The 22,464-nt window shown below is 62.6% G+C and carries 19 protein-coding genes; 9 read left to right on the top strand and 10 right to left on the bottom strand.

Features of this window, described 5'->3' with window-relative positions:
• Nucleotides 1-5: 5 nt before the first annotated feature.
• Nucleotides 6-245, bottom strand: a complete 240-nt coding sequence (locus PQQ53_RS06150; protein ID WP_408139578.1) for a hypothetical protein — start codon at nt 243-245, stop codon at nt 6-8.
• Between PQQ53_RS06150 and PQQ53_RS06155 the strand changes: the two genes are divergently transcribed.
• A complete protein-coding gene (locus PQQ53_RS06155; RefSeq protein ID WP_408152069.1) occupies nt 138-1,916 on the top strand; it encodes an alpha/beta hydrolase in 1,779 nt (592 codons plus the stop codon). The genes PQQ53_RS06150 and PQQ53_RS06155 overlap by 108 nt on opposite strands.
• A gap of 22 nt (nt 1,917-1,938) precedes the next feature.
• On the opposite strand, the gene PQQ53_RS06160 is transcribed toward PQQ53_RS06155, so the two are convergent.
• Nucleotides 1,939-2,295 carry a cupin domain-containing protein gene (locus PQQ53_RS06160; RefSeq protein ID WP_408323450.1) on the bottom strand — a complete coding sequence of 119 codons (357 nt, stop codon included), beginning with the start codon at nt 2,293-2,295 and terminating at the stop codon, nt 1,939-1,941.
• Nucleotides 2,296-2,490: 195 nt separating this feature from the next.
• Here PQQ53_RS06160 and PQQ53_RS06165 point away from each other — a divergent pair, with 195 nt between their 5' ends.
• On the top strand, nt 2,491-2,931 hold the full coding sequence (locus PQQ53_RS06165) for a PPC domain-containing DNA-binding protein (RefSeq protein WP_408138813.1): 441 nt from the start codon (nt 2,491-2,493) through the stop codon (nt 2,929-2,931).
• Between the two features lie 257 nt (nt 2,932-3,188).
• Nucleotides 3,189-4,205, top strand: coding sequence for a tryptophan--tRNA ligase (trpS, locus tag PQQ53_RS06170; protein ID WP_408323451.1), 1,017 nt, complete (start codon nt 3,189-3,191; stop codon nt 4,203-4,205).
• Nucleotides 4,206-4,385: 180 nt separating this feature from the next.
• Here the strand turns inward: trpS and PQQ53_RS06175 are convergent, their stop codons facing one another.
• Nucleotides 4,386-6,401 (bottom strand): glycoside hydrolase family 3 protein, encoded by a 2,016-nt coding sequence (locus PQQ53_RS06175; protein WP_408323452.1) that lies wholly within the window; start codon nt 6,399-6,401, stop codon nt 4,386-4,388.
• Between the two features lie 241 nt (nt 6,402-6,642).
• Between PQQ53_RS06175 and PQQ53_RS06180 the strand changes: the two genes are divergently transcribed.
• Nucleotides 6,643-7,716: an AraC family transcriptional regulator gene (locus PQQ53_RS06180; protein WP_408323453.1), complete on the top strand. Its 1,074-nt coding sequence runs from the start codon at nt 6,643-6,645 to the stop codon at nt 7,714-7,716.
• 111 nt (nt 7,717-7,827) lie between these two features.
• Here the strand turns inward: PQQ53_RS06180 and PQQ53_RS06185 are convergent, their stop codons facing one another.
• Both PQQ53_RS06185 and PQQ53_RS06190 read right to left on the bottom strand, forming a co-directional pair.
• Nucleotides 7,828-8,523 carry a hypothetical protein gene (locus PQQ53_RS06185; protein ID WP_408323454.1) on the bottom strand — a complete coding sequence of 232 codons (696 nt, stop codon included), beginning with the start codon at nt 8,521-8,523 and terminating at the stop codon, nt 7,828-7,830.
• A gap of 109 nt (nt 8,524-8,632) precedes the next feature.
• Nucleotides 8,633-9,274, bottom strand: a complete 642-nt coding sequence (locus PQQ53_RS06190) for a DsbA family oxidoreductase (RefSeq protein ID WP_408323455.1) — start codon at nt 9,272-9,274, stop codon at nt 8,633-8,635.
• Between the two features lie 227 nt (nt 9,275-9,501).
• Here PQQ53_RS06190 and PQQ53_RS06195 point away from each other — a divergent pair, with 227 nt between their 5' ends.
• The 4 genes from PQQ53_RS06195 (at nt 9,502) to PQQ53_RS06210 (ending at nt 15,199) form a co-directional block, all read left to right on the top strand.
• On the top strand, nt 9,502-10,251 hold the full coding sequence (locus PQQ53_RS06195; RefSeq protein ID WP_408139536.1) for a 2OG-Fe(II) oxygenase: 750 nt from the start codon (nt 9,502-9,504) through the stop codon (nt 10,249-10,251).
• Nucleotides 10,252-10,412: 161 nt separating this feature from the next.
• Nucleotides 10,413-11,315, top strand: a complete 903-nt coding sequence (locus PQQ53_RS06200; protein WP_408138806.1) for a LysR family transcriptional regulator — start codon at nt 10,413-10,415, stop codon at nt 11,313-11,315.
• Nucleotides 11,316-11,489: 174 nt separating this feature from the next.
• Nucleotides 11,490-13,451 (top strand): aconitase family protein, encoded by a 1,962-nt coding sequence (locus tag PQQ53_RS06205; RefSeq protein ID WP_408323456.1) that lies wholly within the window; start codon nt 11,490-11,492, stop codon nt 13,449-13,451.
• Nucleotides 13,452-13,729: 278 nt separating this feature from the next.
• Nucleotides 13,730-15,199 (top strand): MFS transporter, encoded by a 1,470-nt coding sequence (locus tag PQQ53_RS06210; RefSeq protein ID WP_408323457.1) that lies wholly within the window; start codon nt 13,730-13,732, stop codon nt 15,197-15,199.
• 16 nt (nt 15,200-15,215) lie between these two features.
• On the opposite strand, the gene PQQ53_RS06215 is transcribed toward PQQ53_RS06210, so the two are convergent.
• The gene (locus PQQ53_RS06215; protein ID WP_408152077.1) at nt 15,216-16,181 is read right to left on the bottom strand and encodes a TIGR03571 family LLM class oxidoreductase; all 966 of its coding nucleotides are present in this window, start codon (nt 16,179-16,181) and stop codon (nt 15,216-15,218) included.
• A 54-nt stretch (nt 16,182-16,235) separates the two neighbouring features.
• A complete protein-coding gene (locus tag PQQ53_RS06220; protein WP_408323458.1) occupies nt 16,236-18,602 on the bottom strand; it encodes a DNA polymerase II in 2,367 nt (788 codons plus the stop codon).
• 211 nt (nt 18,603-18,813) lie between these two features.
• Between PQQ53_RS06220 and PQQ53_RS06225 the strand changes: the two genes are divergently transcribed.
• Entirely contained in the window at nt 18,814-19,239 is a 426-nt protein-coding gene (locus PQQ53_RS06225) for a PRC-barrel domain-containing protein (RefSeq protein WP_121323160.1), read from the top strand.
• Nucleotides 19,240-19,479: 240 nt separating this feature from the next.
• Here the strand turns inward: PQQ53_RS06225 and PQQ53_RS06230 are convergent, their stop codons facing one another.
• Genes PQQ53_RS06230 through PQQ53_RS06240 form a run of 3 tightly spaced genes read right to left on the bottom strand, consistent with a single transcriptional unit; the run spans nt 19,480 to nt 22,140 of the window.
• The gene (locus PQQ53_RS06230; protein ID WP_408323459.1) at nt 19,480-20,490 is read right to left on the bottom strand and encodes a DUF2891 domain-containing protein; all 1,011 of its coding nucleotides are present in this window, start codon (nt 20,488-20,490) and stop codon (nt 19,480-19,482) included.
• A gap of 10 nt (nt 20,491-20,500) precedes the next feature.
• Nucleotides 20,501-21,451, bottom strand: a complete 951-nt coding sequence (locus tag PQQ53_RS06235) for a DUF979 domain-containing protein (RefSeq protein WP_121323156.1) — start codon at nt 21,449-21,451, stop codon at nt 20,501-20,503.
• Nucleotides 21,448-22,140 (bottom strand): DUF969 domain-containing protein, encoded by a 693-nt coding sequence (locus PQQ53_RS06240; protein ID WP_408138797.1) that lies wholly within the window; start codon nt 22,138-22,140, stop codon nt 21,448-21,450. The genes PQQ53_RS06235 and PQQ53_RS06240 overlap by 4 nt, the downstream gene beginning before the upstream one ends.
• Nucleotides 22,141-22,464: the final 324 nt, after the last annotated feature.

Below are 22,464 nucleotides of genomic sequence, written 5' to 3' on the forward strand. Positions count from 1 at the left end.
GACCATTACGCCGGCGCGTAATAGAGCGAAATTCCCCGTTCAGAAAACCCGATATGGCCAACGCATTGGAAATGCTTTCCGCTACAACCCTCGAGAATCAGCGCGAACATAGCGAGGCGAATAAAGTGGACTTCAAAATGCATCCCGTCAGTTTCGGCGGGCATTTTGGCTGGCTTTCCGAACCGTTGCCAAAATCCAGTAAAAATGGCAAAGCGGGCATCGTGCTCTGCGCGCCGCTCGGTCATGAAGCGTTATGGCTGCATCAAACTTTGCGCTCGCTAAGCGAGCGCCTCGCGGCCCGGGGATTCGTGGTCCTGAGATTCGACTATGTGGGCACCGGCGATTCCATCGATCCCGGTGGCCTGGTCGAACCGGATAAATGGGTGGACGAGACCGTCGAGGCCGTTGGCTTCATGAGACGCGCGACGGGTGTCCAGCGAGTCGCGTTGGTCGGATTCCGCTTTGGCGCGATGGTTGCCGTGCAGGCGGCGCGGGCGGCGCATGTCGATACCGTGGCGCTCGTCGCGCCGGTCGTCGGCGGACGGCAGTTCGTGCGGGAAATGAATGTGCTGCAGCGCACCTGGCTGGAGAAGTCAGGGCAAAACGTTCGCGACGACGCTGCCGCGCCGGCCGGTGCGTTCGACGTGCTGGGGCATCGCTTCAGCCGCGCCGCCATCGACGCGATTACCGAATGCGATCTGCGCCGCGCGACGGCATCCCCGGCGAGCAAGCTGCTGATCGTCCACCCCGGTGGTCAGGGCCCCAGTAACGAGTTGGCGCAGACCTATGGCGCGCTCGGTGCGCAAGTCGATTCGCTTCCATTTGTCGACTACGCCGAGGCGCTGCAACCCTCGTGGCAGGCGAAGCTGCCCGAGGCGACACTCGCCTCCGTCGAGGCATGGTTCGGCCGCGAGTTCGAGCCGTCGTTCTCGGCAGCGGGTTTTCCTCCTGCGCCATTCAATACGGTCGCGTCGCTGCTCGCCTATCGACGCTCGCGCGGCTTGAGCGGCGCGGTCGAAAGACCGGTCGAACTGGCTGAGGGGCGTTTGTTCGCGATCCTGTGCGAACCGGAAAACCGTGCGGAACGCGCGCCCCTCGTCGTGATCGCCAACACGGCGGCGACCAGCCATGTCGGCGACGGCCGCTTTAACGTCGAACTCGCGCGCTCGCTGGCGCGGGCAGGCTTCGCCTCCTTGCGCGTCGATGCGCACGGCATTGGCGACAGCCGCAATGCGTGGATGGTCGCCGATCCGTCCTTGCTCAGTTACGACCAGCTCGCCGCCGATACGTCGCTGGCGGTCGATTGGGCAGTGGCCCGAGGGCATCCGCGCGTGGCGGTGTTCGGCATCTGTTCGGGCGCCTATCTGGGCCTTCAGACCGCCACGACCAATCCTGCGGTGCGGGCGCTGCTGCTGGTCAATCTGCAGAGCTTCGATTTCCCGGCAGGCTTCCGGATGTGCGACGCCACCAAGATCGGAGCGGGGTCGACGCGCGCGCACTTTCGGGCGATGCTGCGCGTGCGGAAATGGTCGCAGGTTCTGCGCGGCGAGGTCGGTCTGCGGCCTGTGTTGCGAACGTTGTCGCGCTATGCCGTCGACGCCGTCGTGAGCAACGTCGCGGCATTGACCGGCGACGCGAGCCGCGCCACGGTGAATAAAGGCTCGCGCGCCCGGCGGCGGATGAAAGATCTCGATGCGCGCGGCGTCCGTGTCAGGCTGCTGTTCAGCCCGCTGGATCATGGGCTCGACGAACTGCGCATGCACTTCGGGCCGGGCGGGCGCCGGCTCAACAAGCTGCTGCACGCGAGCGCGATGGTCATCCCGAACATGGACCATGAAGTGTTGAATCGTGCGGCACGGCAGCAGGTTGCCGCGGTGTGCGAGAGCTTTCTCAATCAGGCATTCGCTCACGAATAAAGCGGGCGACGCCGCGCCTCGCTCAGGACCTGTTTGCCCAATGCTGCGGCGCATCGCACGGGACGGTCGCCGTGCCGGTCTTTTCAAGGGTGAGGTTCACCGATCGCGCCCCGACTGGCCGCGTTCGATGACGCACGCCCGCTGGCACGCTCAGCAATTGGCCGGGTTGCAGGGCGACCGACCCATCGTCGAAATCGACGGCGAGGATGCCTTCCACGACCAGAAACGTTTCGTCCGAGTTCGGATGCAAATGCCAGAAATACGGCGCATCCATGACGCTCAGATGGACGTCGTGGTCATTGACGCTCGTCAGCACACGGTTTGCGTATCCTCGATGCATGCCGCGGGTGACTGCGCTCAAATCGATCGGTTGGATCATGTCGTCTCCGTGCGTGTCATAAGCAGGAGTCAGCGTAACCCGGTCTCGACGCGATCGCTAAGTCAGATTTTTTCGCAAGTATGTGAGCGAGATGATCCGATGTGCGGACGGCAGGACGCGCAGGGTCGCCGCGATTTACCGCGGAGCTCGATCCGTCTTATCCTGTCGCCACGCCCTTCAATCTGGAATCACGCGATGCAAACCCATCCTGTGCGTCTTCTTCCCGGCGACGATCTGCGCGCCGCCCTGGAAAACGTTTTGCGTCAGGTCAACATGTCGGCGGCCTTCGTGATTCAAGGCATCGGGAGCCTCAGCGTCGCCCAATTGCGATTTGCCGGAAATGAGGGGCCAACCGAACTGCGCGACGATCTGGAAATTCTGACGCTCGCCGGTTCCCTGTCATCTGATGGCGCGCATCTGCACATGTCGGTTGCGGACCCGCGCGGTCGAGTGTTCGGTGGACATGTGGCCCGCGGTTGCGCTGTCCGTACAACCGCTGAGATATTGATCGCGCTTCTTCCCGAACATCGCTTTTCCCGCGAGCCCGACGCAAGTTCGGGTTTCATGGAACTGGTGATACGCAATGAGCCGCTCGGGGAGCAGGTGTCGTCTGGAAGCGACGCCAACCATCCATAAGCAACTGGCCGGCCGACATCATCTAAGCCATCGACCGGCCGCGATTGCCCGCCTTGACGGCACGCCCGAACGCTGCGCTATACTCCAATTCATGGACACGAAACCGACCGCGTTGAACCTGCATCGTTGGTGGCCCGCCTGAATCCGGCGGCCCGTTTCCTCACGCATATCGCAAACGTGATGCCGCCAGTCCCTGGCGGCATTTTCGTTTCTGCACGCCGAAGACTGGTGGTTTCAAAAGTATGAGACTCCAGTTCATGACATCAGCCAATCGACCCACTATCCTGACCGGCGACCGGACCACCGGTCCGCTTCACCTCGGCCATTACATCGGCTCCTTGCGAGCCCGCGTTCAGCTTCAGCACGAGGCCCAACAGTTTCTCCTTCTCGCCGATACTCAGGCGCTGACCGACAACGTAGGGCGGCATCAGCGGGTCACCGAGAACGTCATCGAAGTCGCGCTCGACTATCTTGCCGCCGGCATCGATCCGGCGAAGTCGACGATCTTCATCCAGTCGCAGGTGCCGGAACTGGCGGAGCTCACGCAGTACCTGCTCAACCTCGTGACGGTCGCGCGTCTCGAACGCAATCCCACCATCAAGGAGGAAATTCGTTTGCGTGGCTTCGAGCGTGATATTCCAGCCGGCTTCCTGACCTACCCGGTCAGTCAGGCGGCCGACATCACCGCGTTCAAGGCGACGCACGTGCCGGTGGGTGATGACCAGATCCCGATGATCGAGCAAACCAACGAACTGGTGCGCCGCTTCAACAACACAGCCGAGCGGCCTGTGCTGGTCGAGTGTGAGGCGGTGCTGTCCCAGGTCACTCGACTACCCGGTATCGACGGCAAGGCCAAGATGAGCAAATCCCTCGGGAACGCCATCGCTTTAGGCGCCACGCCGGACGAAATCACGGCGGCGGTCAACAACATGTACACCGACCCGAACCACCTGCGAGTCAATGACCCAGGCCAGGTGGAAGGCAATGTCGTATTTGCGTTCCTGGATGCGTTCGAGCCGGATGTGCAGAAGGTGGATGAGCTCAAGGCGCACTATCGCCGAGGTGGATTGGGCGATAGCGTCGTCAAGCGAGTACTCAACGAGCGGCTCCAGGCGCTGATCGAACCGATTCGCACGCGCCGTGGCGAGTTGGCGAACGAGCGGGCCGAGGTGCTCGCGATTCTGCGTCGCGGCACGATGCGCGCGAGAGAGGTGGCCGGACAGACGGTGTCCGAGGTGAAAAGCGCGCTGGGTTTGACCTACTTCGAGACTTGAAAGACGGTTAGCCGCACCTGGAAGGGCGGCCCCAGCCGGACAGCTTCATCTGCGCCGGCGGGGGCCTGTCACTGCACGAAACGGCAGACGCAATGCGAGCGACCGGCTGCGCTTCCCAGTCAGGCGAATCGGGAAGCGCGTCGCCGTAACGTCGATCTACTCAGCGTATTGCGCGTCGGCTCAATACGAAAGCCCGTATCCGTACGGATATAACGGATGTGCCGTATCGTGCGGCAAGTCCTCCAGCTGAGCGTTGACTTCATCCATCGACGAAGGCAGTTCGAACGGCAGTTTGCCTTCCGGCTTGCCTTTGCCGGTCAGGACGTCGAACAGCGCGATATCGCTTGCGCCGAAGTTGGCGAGAATCGCGGTCGTCTTGTCCTGCACGTTGGTCAGAATGGCCGGTCTGTCCATGTAGACGGATACGATCGATTTCGGCGCGGCAGCCGCCTGTTTGATCGCCTCATAGTCCTTATTGCCGTCGACGAACGCGAGACTTCCCTCATGCTGCATCGCGCCGAACACGTAGTTCGGATGCAAGGTCTCATAGGGCGTACTCACGCGCAGGACGGCCACATCGGCGGCTTGCGGCGTATCGACAACCGTGTAGCCGTATTGCTGCGCTACCGCCGGGTCGATACCGTACAGCCACACTTTCTTGCCCGTCGCCGTCAACGGCAGCACGTTGCCGCTGTTTTGCAGGAGCACCATCGAACGGCGTTGCGCATCGAGCGCCTGCGCCTTGAAATCCGCATTACCGACGATCGTGCCTGCCGCATCCGCATCGACATAAGGATGATCGAAGAGCCCCTGCTGGAATTTCTGCAGCAGCACACGATACGCGGAATCCGCGAGCCGTGTTTCACTCAGCAAGCCCTGATTGACAGCTTGAATGAGGAACGACGGATCGTCTTCGCCACCGAACTGGTCGATGCCCGCCGTGACGGCCTTCACGAAACGCTGCAGCCGCGTGGTGGTTTCCATGCCCCACGGCATGCCGAGCCCCGCGAACGAGGGTGAGCCTGACGAAACGCCGTTCATGCAGTTGGTGTCGCAATCCGCCGCGATCAGCCAGTCCGACACGACCACGCCCTTGAAGCCGTATTTGCCGCGCAGCAGGTCGGTCAGCAGCGCTTTGTCGTAGGCCGCGCCCACCTGTTCGAGCGCGATGCCGTCCACGGTCACCGGCGCGTCCGGCTCCGAATAGGTGGGCATCACCGAGCCGACGTTGGCCGCGAATGCGCCCTCGAATGGCTTCAGGTGATAGGCGAAGTTGTTACCCGGATACGTCGCATAGCGGCCATAGTAGTTATGACTGTCAAAGCCGGACTTCTGCGCGCCGTAGGCGGCCCAATGCTTGACCACGGCAATCACGCTCTTCTCGTTGATGCCCGAGTTGCCGCCCTGAAAGCCTTCGATGTACGCCTGAACCTGCGCCCTGGCGAGATCCGCATCTTCACCGAAGGTGCCGTTGATGCGGGCCCAGCGCGGTTCGGTCGCAAGATCGGCTTGCGGCGAAAGCGCCTCCGTGATACCGACCGCGCGATATTCCTGCCGCGCTATATCGCCGAACTTGCGTGTCAGTGCGCTATCGCCGATCGCCGCGAAGCCCAGCGTCTCCGGCCATTGCGAAAATCCGCTGCCGCCCGCGCTCGCCCCCAGCACATACTGGAAGTGATTGCGCGGATCGGAACTGATCGACACAGGAATGCCAAGCCGCGATTGTTCCGCGAGCGTCTGGATCTGGTTGTATTGCGATGCCATCGTATTGGCATCGCCGCTCATGCGCGTAATGTAGGTGCTGATGTCGAGATCGTTGATTTGCGTCTTCAACGCCGCGAGATCGTAGGCCGAGCCGGTTCCGGCGCCGGTCGTGTCGTTCAGCACGGGCGCGGTGCCGTGCATCATCAGGCCGGCTTTTTCTGCCAGCGTCAGACGGCCGGTCAGATCGCGTGCGCGGACCTCGGCGGAAAGACGCCAGTCCTCGTAGGGATCGAGCTGGCCATTGCGATTCATGTCCTTGAACTTGAGATTGTCCTTCGTGAGCAACGGCAGAGTGGTGTACCCCAGGTCGCGTTGCGCGACGGCGGGGGAATCGTTGACGTCGCTGCCGCAAGCGAACAGGCCGAGCCCGAGCGCGGCGCTGGCGGCGGCGATTGCCGTGACCCGGCAAGCGGGTTGGGAAAAGAGGTGCATCTGTGTCTCCGGGATTCGGTGGATCTTTCGAGTTTTGGCGGCCCAATCGACGGGCCGCGCATTACCTTATCCTTACCGTCTACTACCGGTTTGACTGCGCGGAGCACGGTTTGCCTTTGTGGAGCAGGGCGCATAACGAGCCTAGCTGAAAGTTGGGGAAGGCGAAATGTAATGGCAATTCCTGATGGATTCGCGCGCGAGCTGTGGGCATGATCGGGACATGCCCGCCCATCTGGAACTCATGTCTGCCAACTTGACGTCGCACGTCGTCCCGCGCCGTACCGTTTCGAACCGCATCGCCGTCGCCGCGCTGCATGCTGCCGGGTCCGCCGGTATGTCACCGGAAACATTTGCTGCGCGCACCGGCATTGCGGCACAAGACCTGATCGACATCAATGGCCGGATCGACGGAGCGCGGCATCGCCGGCTGGTCGAGTTGATGGCTTCCATGAGTCCGAATGTCGAACGGCTTCTGGATGAACGCTGCGGCCTCTTTCCGGATTTCCCTGTACTGGGCAACCTGTGTCTGAATGCACGCACGCTGCGCGAGGCTATCGACGCATTCATCACTTTTCGCCCGCTCATTGGCGAGTTCGATTTCCTTTTCTGCAAGGAAACGCCCGAATGGGTGCGCTTCGAGTACATTGCCGAATTCGCGCCCGACAACTGCTTCCAGGCGCTCGCTAATTTTCACGTGCTGGCGACATTGATCCGCGCATACGATGGCGCGCATGCCACGGCATTTCGTGTCGCGTTGACCTGTAATGAACCGCGCCGCTCTCGCACGCCAGGCGATTTTTTCGGCACGACGGTGCAGTATTGCGCGCCGGCGAACCAGATGCAGTTCTCCGCGGCAGCGTTAGACCAGCCTTTTTCCAAATACAATGCCGTGCTCGCGCCGTTTCTGCTGGAGCAGACGCATAAGGAATTGCAGCGCGTTCAGCAAAGCGGTCTGTTTTCCGCCCGTGTCGCGGATCTGGTCAGGGACATCCTCGCGGACGAAAGCGCGGAGGCGCCGACGTCATCCTCCTTGCTGGCTCAGATCTGTGAACGCCTGAATACTTCGCGTTGGACTTTGCGTCGTCAATTGCAGGCCGAAGGTCTGCATTTCAGCGAGCTGGAAGCGCGGGTCAAGTTCAAGGAAGCATGCCGGTTATTGGCCGATACGCGCTTCAGCGTCGCGCAGATCAGCGAGCAACTCGGCTTCTCGTCGCAAAGCGCCTTCACGCGCTTCTTTCGTAGCCGGCACGCGACGCCGCCGGTGGCTTTCAGGCAGTGGGCGCAGATGCAGCAGGAGAGTAGAGGGTGGATTTGAGGTTGGCCTTTTGCTCGTACTCGCCAGCCTGAGAGAACGACTGCTCCGACATTGGGATCGTCGTTGAGATCTCATCGGGAACGCCGAAACGGTTTTAAAAATCCGCCAGAGTCATTTGCCAGAAAGAATCGAATCTGCAATTTCATACCGCTCATCGCCAACGGAAATCAGACTAACCTCACCGTTTTTTCTGGCGACAGCTTTCTCCGCCGGTGGCTGATCGGGCGTCGTGGTACTGACTCCAATCACCGCACCGTCTGCACCGAAGAAGATCGTTCGGGCGCTGCCTCCTGGCCAGTAGATCGTGACATTCGCGCTACGATCGCTGTGGCGTGTGACGTGGAATCTGCACATGCTGGTAGTCTGTCCCGCACGGCGGGCGCACGGTAGCTTCCCTGTCGCGCTGAAAGCGGTTCCCTTTGTCTTTGAGTGCTCGTCTTTGTGATTGGGCACGGCGCTGCTCGTCGCTGCATCCGTCGGAACCGAAATGAGCGTCACGCCTTCGGCTTGACCGACCACATGCCCACGACGATCGCGAAGCATGGCCCGCACGCTTGCGCTATCAGCGCCGCCCGGACAACCGACGAGCGTAGCCGTATGGTCGAGGTAGGCGGAAGTTGCGGGCGACTCGCCAAGCCGACGACACGCATTTCCTGCCTTGGGATAGCCGTCACCGAAGGGCGCGAGTGATGCCGGCCATGCGAAGGGTTCGCGCGCATCTGCCGCATGCACCGGGCTGCTGAGCGCGATGAACGCGAGCGCCGCGAACGTTGCGCGCGAACGGAAAAGCTTGATAGTGTTCCCCATCGGACTTTCTCCGTGCGTTGACACCGGTTTGCCGTATCGACACCGAATGGCGCGCCGCAGCCCCCGGCAAGCGCTAACCACAAGCCCTTTCCAGCAAGGCCACGTCAATCTACGCTTCAGCCAGAACCTGCTCGATCGCCTTGACGAACTGCTCGACGGGCTGCCCGCCGCTCACCAGGTATCGACGGTTGAAGATAATAGCCGGCACCGACTGGATGCCCATCTCCTGATTATTCCGTTCTTCCGCGCGAACCTCGTCGCCATAGATGCCGCTCGTCAGCACGTCGCGCGCTTCTGCGGCATCGAGTCCCACGGATTGCGCCGCTTCGAGCAGCACGTCATGGTTGCTCGGGTCCTTCCCGTCGGAATGATAGGCCTGCAGCAGCGCCATCTTGAGCGGCAACTGTTTGCCTTTGATGCCGGCCCAATGCAGCAGGCGGTGCGCATCGAAGGTGTTGTAGACCCGCGTACGCGGTCCGAACGTAAAGCCGACGCTCGCCCCGCGCTCGCGGATCATCTCCTGCGTTTCGGCGATTTGCGCCGGTGTGCGTCCATACTTTTTGCCGAGATAATCGACGATGGCCTCGCCGGCCGGTCCCATCTGCGGATTCAGTTCGAACGGATGCACGGCAATCTCGGCGTCGACGGTGTCGGCAAGACGCGCGAGCGCAAGTTGAAGCGAAGATAGGCCGATCGCACACCACGGGCATGCGATGTCGGAGACAAAATCGATGGTTAGCGCCTGTTTCATGGTGGTCCTTACTGGAATGACGCGTTGCGCAGCCGGTATGGCGCGCGAGTGACAGAGGCCGACAGCGTAGCCTGAATTGCCGACTCTTGCAGGGACCGCGCGTCGATGCGCGAGTATGGTCGAATTGAACCGCAAGACCCGGAGTGTTTTCTTTTGTCGACGACCGTACACTGGCTCGAATGATGATATCTCATGGACCCGACTACGCGTACGGTCGCCAATCAGCTATGAACCCAAGTGAAGCGAAAGCGCCCACCCTCCCATGTGCAGCAACGATCACGCAACGGATCGACGCACTGGACTGGCGAAGAATCGAGCAGGATCTCGACCTGTACGGATGTGCCACTGTGCCCGAACTCGTCACAGCGTCCCAATGCGACATGCTGGCGGCCCTTTATTCGCGCGACGATCTCTTCCGAAGCCGCGTCGTGATGGCTCGCCACGGTTTTGGCCGTGGCGAATACAAGTACTTCCGGTATCCGCTGCCGAACACGATTGGCGAATTGCGCACGGCAATCTATCCGCACCTGGTGCCGGTCGCGAACCGATGGAATGAGGCCATGAACGTCGACGTGCGTTATCCGGCGATGCACGCGGACTTCATCACGCGGTGCCATGACGCCGGCCAGGTCCGTCCGACGCCGTTGCTCCTGCAATACGGCGAGGGTGACTACAACTGTCTTCATCAGGATCTTTACGGCGAACATATATTCCCGCTTCAGGTCGCGATTTTGCTGTCGGAGCCGGGGCGGGACTTTACCGGCGGGGAGTTCGTCATGACGGAGCAGCGTCCGCGTATGCAGTCGCGTGCGGAAGTGGTGCCGCTGGCAAAGGGCGATGCAGTGGTGTTCACGGTCAACAGCAGGCCTGTTCAGGGGACGCGGGGCCCATATCGTGTCAATCTGCGTCATGGGGTCAGCCGTTTGCGTTCGGGGCACCGGCATACCGTGGGCATTATCTTTCACGACGCAGTGTGAGGTGAGTCGTCCAGCGTGGAAGCGGGATCGCCGGGGCCGAAAGAGCGTCACAAGCCGCGTTGTCGTCATGACGCGTGAAGCTCCGCACGAGCAAACGCCGGCTCCTTTGGCGAATTCCGTAACCCGCGTCACAATCGAGGTATCGGCCGCGACACGACACCATGGAAAACCTCCTCAAGAAACTCGACCTCACTTCGCTGCGCCTGTTCGTCGCCGTCTGCCAGGAGCGCAATATCGCGCGCGCGGCCGAGCGGGAGTTCATCGCGTCGTCCGCGGTGAGCCGACGCATCGCCGAGATCGAAGTAGTGATCGGCTTGCCGGTGATCCAGCGCCAGTCGCGCGGCATCACCGTGACGCCGGTCGGCGAGACCGTGCTGCGCTACGCGCTGGCGATCATCGGCAACATCGAACAGATGAGCGCGGAGTTGTCGCGCTTTTCGTCGGGCGCGAAAGGGCGCGTGCGAGTGGTCGCGAATCTTTCGTCGATCGTGCAGTTTTTGCCGGAGGACGTGGCGGCATTTGGGCGCGCGTTTCCGGACGTTTCGATCGAACTGGAAGAGGAAAACAGTGCGGACGTGCTGCGTATCGTCGATGAGCATGGCGCCGACTTCGGCATCTGCAACCAGATCGCCGGCAGCGAGGCCTTCGAGCAGGTGCCCTACCGGCAAGACCGGTTGGCAGTGCTGGTGCCGGGCGGACATCGGCTCGCCCACGCATCGCGCGTCACATTCGACGACCTGCTCGAAGACCGCTTCGTCGGCCTGCGCAGCGAGAGCGCACTGACGCGCCTGCTTGCGCAGCAGGCGGCGAGCGCGGGACGTCAGCTCGACGTGAGGATTCGCGTCAGCAGTCTCGACGCGCTATGCCGGATGGTACACGCTGGACTCGGCATTGCGATCGTGCCCGAGCAGGTCGGGCTGCTGTACGTGAATGCGCTCGACGTGCGTTTGCTGTCCTTGAGCGACGCGTGGGCCGTGCGCCGTCTCATCATGATCTTCAAGGCGCGCGAGCAGTTGAGCGCGAGCGCGGCAGCTTTGGTCGGGTTCCTCGGCGACCAGCCCTAGCATGGCCGACGCGGCGTAACCCGGTGCGAACCGGCCCACGCCGAGGCGCCCGCCGCGATATTCAAAGCAACACAACGCACCCAGCCCTCGCCAAACGAGACGGCTGCGTTGCCGCACCGGCACTTCGGCATCAACCCTGCGCGCCGTATAGTGAGCGCAAGGAGAAATGCACTCATGAGCGATACGATTCGTCTGGACGGCCGCGTGCTGTACCTGTCTCAAGACCCTGCGGTGATCGACGCGCAACTCGCGGGTGAAAATGTCACGCGCGCCACAGCCGGGCCGTTACGCGAGAACGTGTCCACCGATGAGATCACGCCGGTCACCGTGATGCTCACCTACGACGAACGCCTCGGCCAATATCCCTACGTCGGCTTCAAGGCGGGCGAGCGCATGCCGATCGGCCGCAATGCGGTGAAGGACGGCGGTTTTCAGATCACGGTGGCGGGCAAGCGTTACGGCAAGGGCTCATCGCGTGAATCGAGCCCGTTGGCGGAATTATCGGCGGGCATCCGGCTGATCGTCGCGGAGAGCTTCGAGCGGATCTATCAGCAGAACTGCGACAACATTGGCATTCTCACGACCACCGATTTCTCCGTGCTCGATCGTCTGGTCGCCGGCGAAACGGTGCCGATCGACGAGTTTCTCAAAGGCCGCGACGCGCTCACGCAGCAGATCATTCGCAGCGGCGGCCTGCTCGCATACAGCAAGTTCGCGGAGTGGCCCGCGCCGCGTGTGCGCGATGCCGCGAGCGACGGAGCGCAGGCCGCTGAAGTTGGCGAGCCGAAAACGCTGGTCGAGAAAATCATCGATCGCCATCTGCACCCGGGCATCGCCAGCGCGCAACGCGGCGACGGTGTGTTCATCGCCACCGACTGGCGCTTCAGCCACGACTATTTCACCGGCATGTGCGCGCATCTGATGCATCGCGCGTTCGGCAAGCCGGCGCCGCTGCACGCGGCGGATCACATCATCGCGTTTCAGGATCATCTGGTGCTGGCGGAACAGAGCATTCCGCACGTGCGCGACGGCCTGTTGCCGGGTGTCGCCAATCTGATGGAAGGGCATACGTCGTTCTCGCGCGATTATCCGGTGCGCTCGCACGGCGCGCTCGACGGCGTGCCGGGTTCCGAGGGCATCTGTCACGCGTTGATGGCCGAACAATATGCGTTGCCCGGCCAGGTAGCGTGCGGCACCGATTCGCACACGCCGCATTCGGGCGCGCTCGGTTGCCTCGCGTTCGGCGCGGGCGCGACGGAGATCGCCAATAGCTGGGTGACGGGCTACGTGCGCTGCAAAGTGCCGGAGACGCTGCGCGTCGAGGTCGACGGCAACTTGCGCGAAGGCGTGACCGCGAAGGACGTCGTGCTGCATCTGCTCCAAATGGATGCGATCCGCTCGGGCGGCGCAATCGGCCTCGTGTTCGAATACGGCGGCGCGGCGGTGCGCGCGATGTCGATCGACGAACGCGCGACCTTGACCAACATGGTCGCGGAATTGGGCGGCTTCACCGGCATCGTGGAGCCGGACGAACGCACGGTGGCGTTTCTGAAGGAACGGCGCGGCGTCGATTTCGCACTGGAAAGCTGGATGAAAAGCGACGCGGGCGCAATCTATCGCGACACGATCCATATCGACGCCAGCGCCATCGAACCGATGCTCGCGCGTCCTGGCGATCCCGGCAATGGGGTGCCGGCGCCGCAACTGGAGCAGGACGTCGCGATCGACATTGCGTACGGCGGCTCATGTACCGCCGGCAAGCGTGAAGACTTCGATTTCTATCACGAGGTGCTACATTGGGGCGTCGAGCGGGGCATCCGTGTGCCTGAGGGCACGCGTCTTTATCTGCAATTCGGCACCATGGCGGTGCGCGAGTATTGCGAGGCGCAGGGCTATTTGCCGGTCTTTGAACGTGCAGGCGTGACGATCGTGATGCCGGGTTGCGGGTCGTGCGCCAATTGCGGGCCGGGGCAGTCGACCGACGCGGGGCAGGTGACGATCAGCGCGATCAACCGTAATTTTCCGGGTCGCTCGGGTCCGGGCAACGTTTGGCTGGCGAGCCCGTACACGGTGGCGGCGAGTGCGCTGGCCGGGAAAATCACGACCTTTGAACAATTGAAGCGCGCACGCGGCTAAAATGCTGGCCGGATCTTGATGCCGGCATCGTGGTGCGTGCGACGCGCGAACGTACGGATGGCTGGCGTCAAGCCGGTTTCGGCGAGCTGTATTTTTCGCCGGTATCACGAGCATTCGGGTTGCATGGGACTGGAGTGGGCGCTAAAGCGTCAACTCCAGTCGACAGCTTTGCATGGGACTGGAGTAAGCGCTAAAGCGCCAACTCCGGTCGACAGCTTTGCATGGGACCGGAGTAGGCGCTAAAGCGCCAACTCTGGTCGACAAAGGAGACAGACAACATGGCATCCCCAGATCACGCCGACTCCGTCGCACGCAACGGCGGCAGCGTGACGTATTCCAGCACCCCCGGCAACACAGCGCCCGACACCACGGCAGCCGCGCCGCTCGACGCCGGCAGCATTTCGGCGCGCCTCGACCGGCTGCCCGCCACGCGCTCCATCTGGAAGCTGGTAGTGCTGCTGAGCCTCGGCTTCTTCTTCGAACTCTACGATCTGCTGTACTCCGGTTATGTCGCGCCGGGTCTCGTCAAGAGCGGCTTACTGACTGCGACGACGCACGGTCTGTTCGGCTCGACCGGCGTCGCGAGTTTCATCGCCGCTTTGTTCAGCGGCCTCTTTATCGGCACGATCGCTTGCGGCTTTCTGGCGGACCGCTTCGGACGCCGCGCCGTCTTCACGTATTCGCTGCTCTGGTATACAGCGGCCAACGTCGTGATGGCCTTTCAGGAAACGGCCACTGGCCTGAACTTCTGGCGCTTCGTCGCGGGCGTCGGTATCGGCGTCGAACTGGTGACGATTGGCACGTACATCTCCGAGCTGGTGCCCAAGCAGATTCGCGGCCGCGCGTTCGCGTGCGAGCAGGCGGTCGGCTTCACGGCGGTGCCGGTGGTCGCGTTCCTGTCGTTTCTGCTCGTGCCGCGCACGCTATTCGGCCTCGACGGCTGGCGTTGGGTCGTGCTGATCGGCGCGCACGGCGCACTGTTCGTCTGGTGGATTCGTCGCGCGCTGCCGGAAAGCCCGCGTTGGCTCGCGCAGCAGGGGCGTCTTGCCGAAGCCGACCGCGTGATGAGCGCGCTCGAAGCGAAGGTGCGCAGCGAATATGGCCGCGAGTTGCCGCCGCCCGCACCGCCGCTGCCGGTGACGGCGCGCGGCAGCTTCCGCGATATGTGGGTGCCGCCGTACCGCAGCCGCACGCTGATGATGACTATCTTCAACATCTTCCAGACGGTGGGTTTCTATGGCTTTGCGAACTGGGTGCCGACACTGCTGATCAAACAGGGCATCACGATCACGACGAGCCTGATGTATTCGAGCGTGATTGCGCTGGCCGCGCCGCTCGGTCCGGTAATCGGTCTCTTCATCGGCGACCGCTTCGAGCGCAAGACGGTGATCGTCGTCATGGCCGGCGTGAACATCGTCTGCGGGCTGTGGTTCAGTCAGGCGTCGGGCGCGGTGCTGCTGGTGAGCCTCGGCGTGTGTCTGACGCTTGCGGGCAACATCATTTCGTACAGCTTCCATGCGTATCAGACTGAGCTCTTTCCGACCAGCATCCGTGCCCGGGCGGTGGGCTTCGTTTATTCGTGGAGCCGGTTTTCGGCAATCTTCACGGCTTTTCTGATCGCGGCGGTGTTGAAACAATTCGGCACGTCCGGCGTGTTCGTGTTCATTGCCGGTGCGATGCTCATCGTGATGCTGGCGATCGGTTTGATGGGGCCACGCACGAAGGGGCTGGAACTGGAGAAGATCTAGAAGCAGGCGCGCGGCGTTAGGGTTCTGGCTGGAATAGCGGCAACACGTCCTGCGCGAGTTCTTCGATCACGTCGGCGGCAGGGCGCTCCGACGCGAGATTGAAGGTCACATGATGCGTGCCGCCGGCGCGCATGTCGTTGAGAATGCCGACCAATGCATGCCGGCCCGTTCGATAGCCCAACGTGACGGGCTGCGCCGGCTCATGCGGATCGCGGCTGAGTTCGAGCCGCATCGCCACGCCGAACGCGCGAAACGCAGCGGGCGCCGCGCGTTCGGCCGCGGCGCGCCACATGCTGTAACGCGCGCGCTGTGCATCGGGCTCGCGATGATAGGTCATCCACCCCAGCGAATGCCGCGCGATCCAGTCGACGCTCTGACCGCCCGAGCCCACCGCCAGCAGCGGTACGGTGTTCGCGCTGTCGGGCAGCAGGTGAAAAGTCGGTGCGCCTTCGGGCGCACGATCGGGAATCACGCGGGACGGCTTGCCGAGCGCCGCCGCTAGTGTGTCCCAATGTCGTCGGTACAGGTCGCGCCGCTCATCCGGGTCGCGGCCAAAGGCTGCGTACTCCGGCGGGCGGTCGCCTGAGCCGAGACCCAGAATGAAGCGACCGTGACTGAGCATGTCGACGGACAGCGCCGCCTTGGCAATATGCAACGGATGGCGCAGCGTCAGCACGATCGCGCCGCTCACGAGCGCAATACGCTGTGTGTGCACGGCAAGTGCGCCGAGCAACGCCCATGGGTCGAGATGGCCGACCGGGTCCGGATAGTCGGCGCTGTTCAACGGCACGTCGCGGACCCAAAGCGCGCGAAAGCCGCGTTCGTCGGCGAGCCGCGCAAGAGCCAACTGCTCGTCGAAATCGGCGGCGATGGTGCCCGTGCGCAGCAGCGGCAGCGTGAGTCCGAGACTGAGGGCATCGTTTGCGAACACGCGGCTCGCCGTGGTTTGTGCGTGGTTCTGCTGTCCGCTTGCTGTCGCCAACTTTCGACTCCTTCAGGTTGAACGGATCGCGCCCGGCCCGATGCTAACACCGCGTCAGAACAGCTGCTTTTGCCCCGACAGCAACGTCGTGAAATCATCGCGCAGCAGCGGCAGAATGGCATCGGCGACAGGCTGCAATTGCCGCGTCAGATAGTGTTCGTAATCAATTGCCGAGCGCAGCGTTTCCAGCGGTTCGGGACCGGCCACCGTCATCACGTAGCTGATCCAGCCGCCGTTCTGGTATTGCAGCGGGCGCCCCTGGCTACGGTTGAACTCGTCGGCAATGCGCGCCGCGCGCACATGCGGCGGCACGTTGCGTTCGTATTCGCCGAGCGCTCTGCGCAGGCGCTTGCGATAGACGAGCTGATCGTCGAGCTTGCCGTCGAGCGTATCGCGCACATAGTCGCGCACATAATCCTGATACGGCTGCTGCCTGAATATGCGCCCGTATAGTGCCTGCTGAAACTGCTGCGCGAGCGGCGTCCAATCCGTGCGCACGGTTTCGAGTCCTTTGTAGACGATCTCCTCGCCGCCGTCGGGCAATACCGTGAGCCCCGCATAGCGTTTCTTGCTGCCTTCCTCCGCGCCGCGAATGGTCGGCATGAAAAAGCGCCGATAGTGCCGCTCGAACTGCAATTCGAGCGCGCTGTCGAGCCCGAACCGCGCGCGCAGATTCTGTCGCCACCACGCGTTGATATGCTCGACGAGCGCGCGGCCGATGCGGCCGGCGTCTTCTTCGCTATGCGCATGTTTGAGCCACACGAAAGTCGAATCCGTGTCGCCGTAGATGACTTCGTAGCCTTCGGCCTGAATCAGCTCGCGCGTGGTGTGCATGATTTCGTGGCCGCGCATCGTGATCGACGACGCCAGACGCGGGTCGAAGAAGCGGCAGCCGGTAGACCCGAGCACGCCGTAAAACGCGTTCATGATGATCTTCAGCGCTTGCGAAAGCGGCTGGTTGTGCTCGCGTTTGGCGCCTTCGCGGCCTTGCCACACTTGCGCGACGATCGACGGCAGGCAATGGCGCGTGCGCGAGAAGCGTGCGCCGAGAAAGCCCGGCACGGAGTGCTCGTCGTCGGGGTTCAGCATGCCTTCCACGAGACCGAGCGGGTCGATCAGAAAGGTGCGGATGATCGACGGATACAGGCTCTTGTAGTCGAGCACGAGTACCGAATCGTACAGACCGGGGCGCGAGTCCATCACGAAGCCGCCGGGGCTCGCCGCGCCCGCGACATCGCCGAGATTGGGCGCGACGTAGCCTTGCCGGTGCATGCGCGGCATATACAGATGCGTGAACGCCGCGACCGAGCCGCCGCTGCGATCCGCGGGCAGGCCGGTCACGGTCGCGCGTTCCAGCAGGAACGACAGCAGCTCGGTCTTCGCGACGATGCGCGTGACCAGCTCGCAATCCTTCAGGTTGTAGTGCGCGAGCGCGGGCTTGTCCTCGTCGAAGCGGCGCTGGATTTCATCCATGCGCTGATACGGGTTGTCGATGGCCTTGCCCTCGCCGAGCACCGAGCGCGCGACGTGTTCGAGACTGAACGACGGAAAGCTCCACGTCGCGGAACGCAGCGCCTCGATACCGTCGATGATCAGCCGTCCCGCGGCACCGGCAAAGAAGTGATTGCGCGTGAGACCATGTTCGCGCCACTCCATCACTGCACCGCCGCGGCCGAGCCGCAGCGGTACGCGATATTGTTCGGCATGCTGCTGCAACACACGCAAGTCGAACTGCACGAGATTCCAGCCGATGATCGCATCGGGGTCGTGCCGCTCCATCCACAGGTTCAGTTTTTCGAGCAACTGGGCGCGCGTTTCGCAGTATTCGAGTTCGAAGTCGAGCCCGCTCGCATCGCCGTTCGGCGGTCCGAGCATATACACCTGGCGTTGTCCGCAGCCTTCGAGCGCGATCGAATAAAGCTCGGCGTGCGCGCTGGTTTCGATATCGAGCGAGACGAGTTTCAACGGCGGACGATAGTCCGTGCCCGGCTTCAACTCGCTGTTCAGCAGCGGGCCGCCCCGTTGCGGCTCGCCGCTGAACCACACCGGCGCGGTGATGAAGCGCTCCATCATGTAGCGCTCGGGCGGGAAGATGTCGGCTTCGTAGACGTCCACGCCGCCTTGTTTCAGGCGCTTCTCGAAGCCCGTCAATTGCCGGTACTGCGGGCAGTAAAGCCCCATCACCGGCCGATGCTGGAAGTCGCGCAGTTCGAGGGCACGCAGATCGAGCGGCATGTCACGGCGCAGGATCGTTTCGGCGCGCTCGCGGTGTTCGGCGGGAATGAACGCGACCGATGGCTGAGGGCGCAAGCGGATATGACGGGGCCCGCCGTCTGTTGCCAGCCAGAAATCGATCTCCGTGCCGGCGGGCGTATCCCGCCAATGCCGGGTCAATATGAAACCCTGTTCAAGCTCAGTCAAACTTCCACCTTTAAACGGGCGCCATCGCCTCACGCGATTTTACCGCCATGCGCGCCGAGCGGCGCCGATGAGCAAGGCGCTGTTCGAGCGCGGCATCCGCACGATGCACCCTGACTGCAGCGACGCGGCGCAATCTGTATGATCGTGCTGCAGCGATTCCTTCGGCGCAGCGCATGCGCCGGTCAAGTCTACTAAGAACGGAGTGAACGAGATGACGTTGGGCAAACTTGTTGTCGTAGTCGCGGTGGCTGCAACCAGTCTGGGTGCACAGGCGCAGGTCGCCGGCACGCAGACGCTGAGTGTCACGGTCGAACAGTCCAATGCGCTGCTGAGCGGCTGGAGCGTGAAAAAGAGCATTCTCGGCAAGGCCGTGTACAACGATCAGAACGAAAAGATCGGCACGGTGCGTGATCTGGTGGTCGCACCGGACGGTTCGCTGTCGGCAGCGATCGTGTCGGCCGGCGGCTTCCTTGGTGTCGCGTCGCATGACGTCGCGGTGCCGATCGCCGCGCTCGATATTCATGACGGCAATTTCTATCTGGCAGGCGCTTCCAAGGCTGCATTGAAGGCGACGCCCCAGTTCCAGTACAACAAGGTGCAGACGCCGCCGAAGCCGAAGAAGCTGACGGGGCAGTGAGGCCGGGAGCCGGTCGAGCGATCGGCTCTGATGCGTCTGGCGGCTTGCAATCGAGCCGCCAATAAATATGCGGCGCACGTGGCGCGAAGCGGTTGATGTAGTGCAAACCGGTTCACGCTAACGGCGCCGCTATTGTATTGCTGAGAGGCTATGCGAACCGTCCGGGTTCGAATAAAGCCCGCGAATATAGGCCTCAAGTCAGACCGGAGCGCCGAACCGCCGCCCCGAACACCCCTTCAATCAAGCCTCCAAAGCAAGCGTCGCGAAAGTACCCAGCCAGTGCTCGCCCATGTAATCGCCGGCCACATGAGGTAGGGCGCTTTGCAGATGACGCTCGGCGGTATCGAACAGCACGGTCCGGCGAATGTCACCTGCGGGCAGCGCCCGTGCGAGCGAGCGCTGGCACCACGCACGGCTCAGATTCAGCCCGTCCAGGTGCGCGATCTTGCCGTCGCTGCGATCGGTCACGCTCACCGGTTCGAATAGCGTCGCGGGTTTCTTCGCGCCGAGATCCGGCAGAAAGCGCCCGAACCAGTCGACGAATTGCGCGGCAGGCAGCACGCGGCGCATCAACTCCGCTTCCATCAGCGAAGGCGAGAGGAACTCGTCGCCGGCCGGCTCCCAGGCCTGACACGCGACGTCGTTCAGAAACCAGCGCTCCGCGGTTCTGACGAGTAGCGCTTCGAGCGAGCTGTGTGAAGTCTGGCGGGCGAAATCCAGCGTGAGCGCAAGGGCGAACGCCATGTTGAAGTGCGTGCCCACGCGTAGCGGGTAAGTCGCCTTCGGCAAAAATTCCTCGAAGCGTTCGACGAAAAAACCGGTAAGCGGTGCAAAAGTCTTCGACCAGCGCGCCGCGTCCGCGAGCTTCAGCGAGTGCAGCTGCGCGCTGAGCGCGAGCAGCCAGGCCCAGCCATACGGTCGTTCGAAACCGCGGTTGTGCGGCAGCTCCAGATACGCGAGTTCGCCGGCCACGTTGGCGTCGGTGAAATGCTCGTCGACCACCGCGATGATGCGCGCGGCTTCGGGCAGATCGGGAAAGCGCTCCAGCAGATGCAGGATCAGCCAGTAGCCGTGCACGCACGAATGCCAGTCGTAGCTGCCGTAGAAGATCGGATGCAAGGCGCGCGGACCTTGCATGTCCTGCGGTCCGGCGAGCGAGTGCGTCAGCTTGTTCGGATACTCGCGCGTGAGGTGAGCGAGCGCGAGGTTGGCGAAACGGGACGCGATTTCGCGAGTGAGTTGAACGGTCATCGCAGGCTCCTCAGAAGCGGAATACGAGCAGATACAACAGTATGGTATTGACGATCAGCAATAGTAAAGCGGTCGGCCATTGCGCCTTGATCACGCCGTTCTGATCTTTCAGCTCCAGCAGCGCTGCCGGCACGATATTGAAGTTCGCGGCCATCGGCGTCATCAAGGTGCCGCAAAAGCCGCACAGCATGCCGATTGCGCCCAGAATCGCGGGGTTGCCGTTGAATTGATGCACGATCAACGGCAGGCCGATGCCGGCAGTCATCACCGGAAATGCGGCGAATGCGTTGCCCATGATCATCGTGAAGATCGCCATGCCGAAGGTATAAGCCGCGACCACCGCGAATGCGGAGTCGACCGGAATCCACGTCTTCACGAGATCCGACACCACGTGGCCCACGCCGGCAATCGCGAACAGGGCGCCGAGCGCGGCGAGCATCTGCGGCAGGATCGCGGCCCAGCCGACGGTGTCCATCGTGTGCCGTGCGTCCTTGAGCGCGTGCACCGGCGAATCGCGCAGCATGAAGAGCGCCGTGCCGAACGCGACCAGCGTGCCCAGTACGAGCGAAATCAGCGTGACGTTCTTGGTTTCGACGAACGGTGCGTATTTCAGCGTCAACGTGCCGAGTAGCGTAATCACCGGAATCAACAGCGCGGGGATGAACAGCTTGTTGCCGAAGCGCTGCGCATTCGCTTCGCGGCGCGCGGCGGCGGCTTCGCTGTTGCTGTCCGCGCGGCCTTTGCCGAGCTTGCCGGAACCGGCGATCAACGCGAGCGCGATGGCGAGACAGCCCATCACGAAGTGCGGCAGTTCCCCGCCGAACATGAACGTGATCGCGTAGATACCCCAGAACAGAAAATTGACGACGCGGCGCGGATTCGAACGGTCTTGAAGATTGAAGAGCGCGAACGCGGCAAACATCAAACCGGCCAACACATAGAGGGATTCGAGTTTGATCACCATTGCGCGGCGCCCCGGCCCAATGCATTCATCTTGTGCGAGAGATTGCGGTCGAGCAGCATCAGCCGAACCATGTGAATCACGAGCGCGGCGACCGCGGTGGGAATCGCCCATACCGACACGTGCAGCGGTTCGACCACGATGCCGTTCTGTTCGAGAAAGCCTTTGATCAGCAGGATCGACTGGATCGCGATGAAAATATCTTCGCCGAAGAACACCGCGATGTTGTCCACCGCCGACGCGTTCGCGCGAATCTGCTGGCGCACCGCGTCGGGCAATTCGCCGTAGCGGTTCGCGGCGGCTGCTTCGGCCATCGGCGCGATCAGCGGACGCACCATCTGCGCGTGACCGCCGAGTGACGTGAGCCCGAGCGCGGCCGTGACCTGGCGAATCACGAAATAGAGCATCAGCACGCGGCCTGTGGTGGCGGCGTGAAGGCGCGAAATCAGGTGCCGCGCCTGTTCCTTCAGGCCGTTGCGTTCGAGCAGCGCGATCACCGGCAGCGTGAGCCAGATCAGGCCCATGTAGCGGTTATCCGCGAACGCCTTGCCAAAGGCGCTGACGATTTCCACCGGTTGCAGGCCGCCGGCCACGCCGGTGGCGACCCCCGCAACGGTCACCACGAGTAGCGCGTTAAAGCGCAATGCGAAGCCGAGTACCACGATCGGCACGCCGATTAGAACCCACATAGGGGTCTCCTTGTTCTGTCTTCTGCCTGGTCGGGGTTGTGCCGCCGCCGTGCGTTCCGGCGCAAATTTGCCAGTTGGCAATGGCTGGCAGGCGACGGAATCTAACACGAGAAATTATCGATAAATAGTCGGCAATTTGGGTTTGTCGGGTAAACGCCAGGGTTGGGGAGAGATGGCGCAGGCAGGGCATGGCGAAACCGACCGCGGTTCCAGACAGCGAAAAATTGCGCCTCAGCGGCCGAATAATTGCGTTTGTCGTCCTCGGTGTTCGCCGATAACCTGCCCGGGCCCGGCATGCGCGACGTGTTCCGCGCTGTACTCGGA

The sequence above is a fragment of the Paraburkholderia strydomiana genome, assembly GCF_046030495.1.
Lineage (GTDB): Bacteria > Pseudomonadota > Gammaproteobacteria > Burkholderiales > Burkholderiaceae > Paraburkholderia > Paraburkholderia strydomiana_A.

Bases quoted from the DNA above. Each gene is read 5' to 3' on its own strand.
- PQQ53_RS06155 (WP_408152069.1), top strand. From the start codon at position 138: ATGCATCCCGTCAGTTTCGGCGGGCATTTTGGCTGGCTTTCCGAACCG.
- PQQ53_RS06150 (WP_408139578.1), bottom strand. From the start codon at position 245: ATGACCGAGCGGCGCGCAGAGCACGATGCCCGCTTTGCCATTTTTACT.
- PQQ53_RS06160 (WP_408323450.1), bottom strand. From the start codon at position 2,295: ATGATCCAACCGATCGATTTGAGCGCAGTCACCCGCGGCATGCATCGA.
- PQQ53_RS06165 (WP_408138813.1), top strand. From the start codon at position 2,491: ATGCAAACCCATCCTGTGCGTCTTCTTCCCGGCGACGATCTGCGCGCC.
- trpS (WP_408323451.1), top strand. From the start codon at position 3,189: ATGACATCAGCCAATCGACCCACTATCCTGACCGGCGACCGGACCACC.
- PQQ53_RS06175 (WP_408323452.1), bottom strand. From the start codon at position 6,401: ATGCACCTCTTTTCCCAACCCGCTTGCCGGGTCACGGCAATCGCCGCC.
- PQQ53_RS06180 (WP_408323453.1), top strand. From the start codon at position 6,643: ATGTCTGCCAACTTGACGTCGCACGTCGTCCCGCGCCGTACCGTTTCG.
- PQQ53_RS06185 (WP_408323454.1), bottom strand. From the start codon at position 8,523: ATGGGGAACACTATCAAGCTTTTCCGTTCGCGCGCAACGTTCGCGGCG.
- PQQ53_RS06190 (WP_408323455.1), bottom strand. From the start codon at position 9,274: ATGAAACAGGCGCTAACCATCGATTTTGTCTCCGACATCGCATGCCCG.
- PQQ53_RS06195 (WP_408139536.1), top strand. From the start codon at position 9,502: ATGAACCCAAGTGAAGCGAAAGCGCCCACCCTCCCATGTGCAGCAACG.
- PQQ53_RS06200 (WP_408138806.1), top strand. From the start codon at position 10,413: ATGGAAAACCTCCTCAAGAAACTCGACCTCACTTCGCTGCGCCTGTTC.
- PQQ53_RS06205 (WP_408323456.1), top strand. From the start codon at position 11,490: ATGAGCGATACGATTCGTCTGGACGGCCGCGTGCTGTACCTGTCTCAA.
- PQQ53_RS06210 (WP_408323457.1), top strand. From the start codon at position 13,730: ATGGCATCCCCAGATCACGCCGACTCCGTCGCACGCAACGGCGGCAGC.
- PQQ53_RS06225 (WP_121323160.1), top strand. From the start codon at position 18,814: ATGACGTTGGGCAAACTTGTTGTCGTAGTCGCGGTGGCTGCAACCAGT.
- PQQ53_RS06230 (WP_408323459.1), bottom strand. From the start codon at position 20,490: ATGACCGTTCAACTCACTCGCGAAATCGCGTCCCGTTTCGCCAACCTC.
- PQQ53_RS06240 (WP_408138797.1), bottom strand. From the start codon at position 22,140: ATGTGGGTTCTAATCGGCGTGCCGATCGTGGTACTCGGCTTCGCATTG.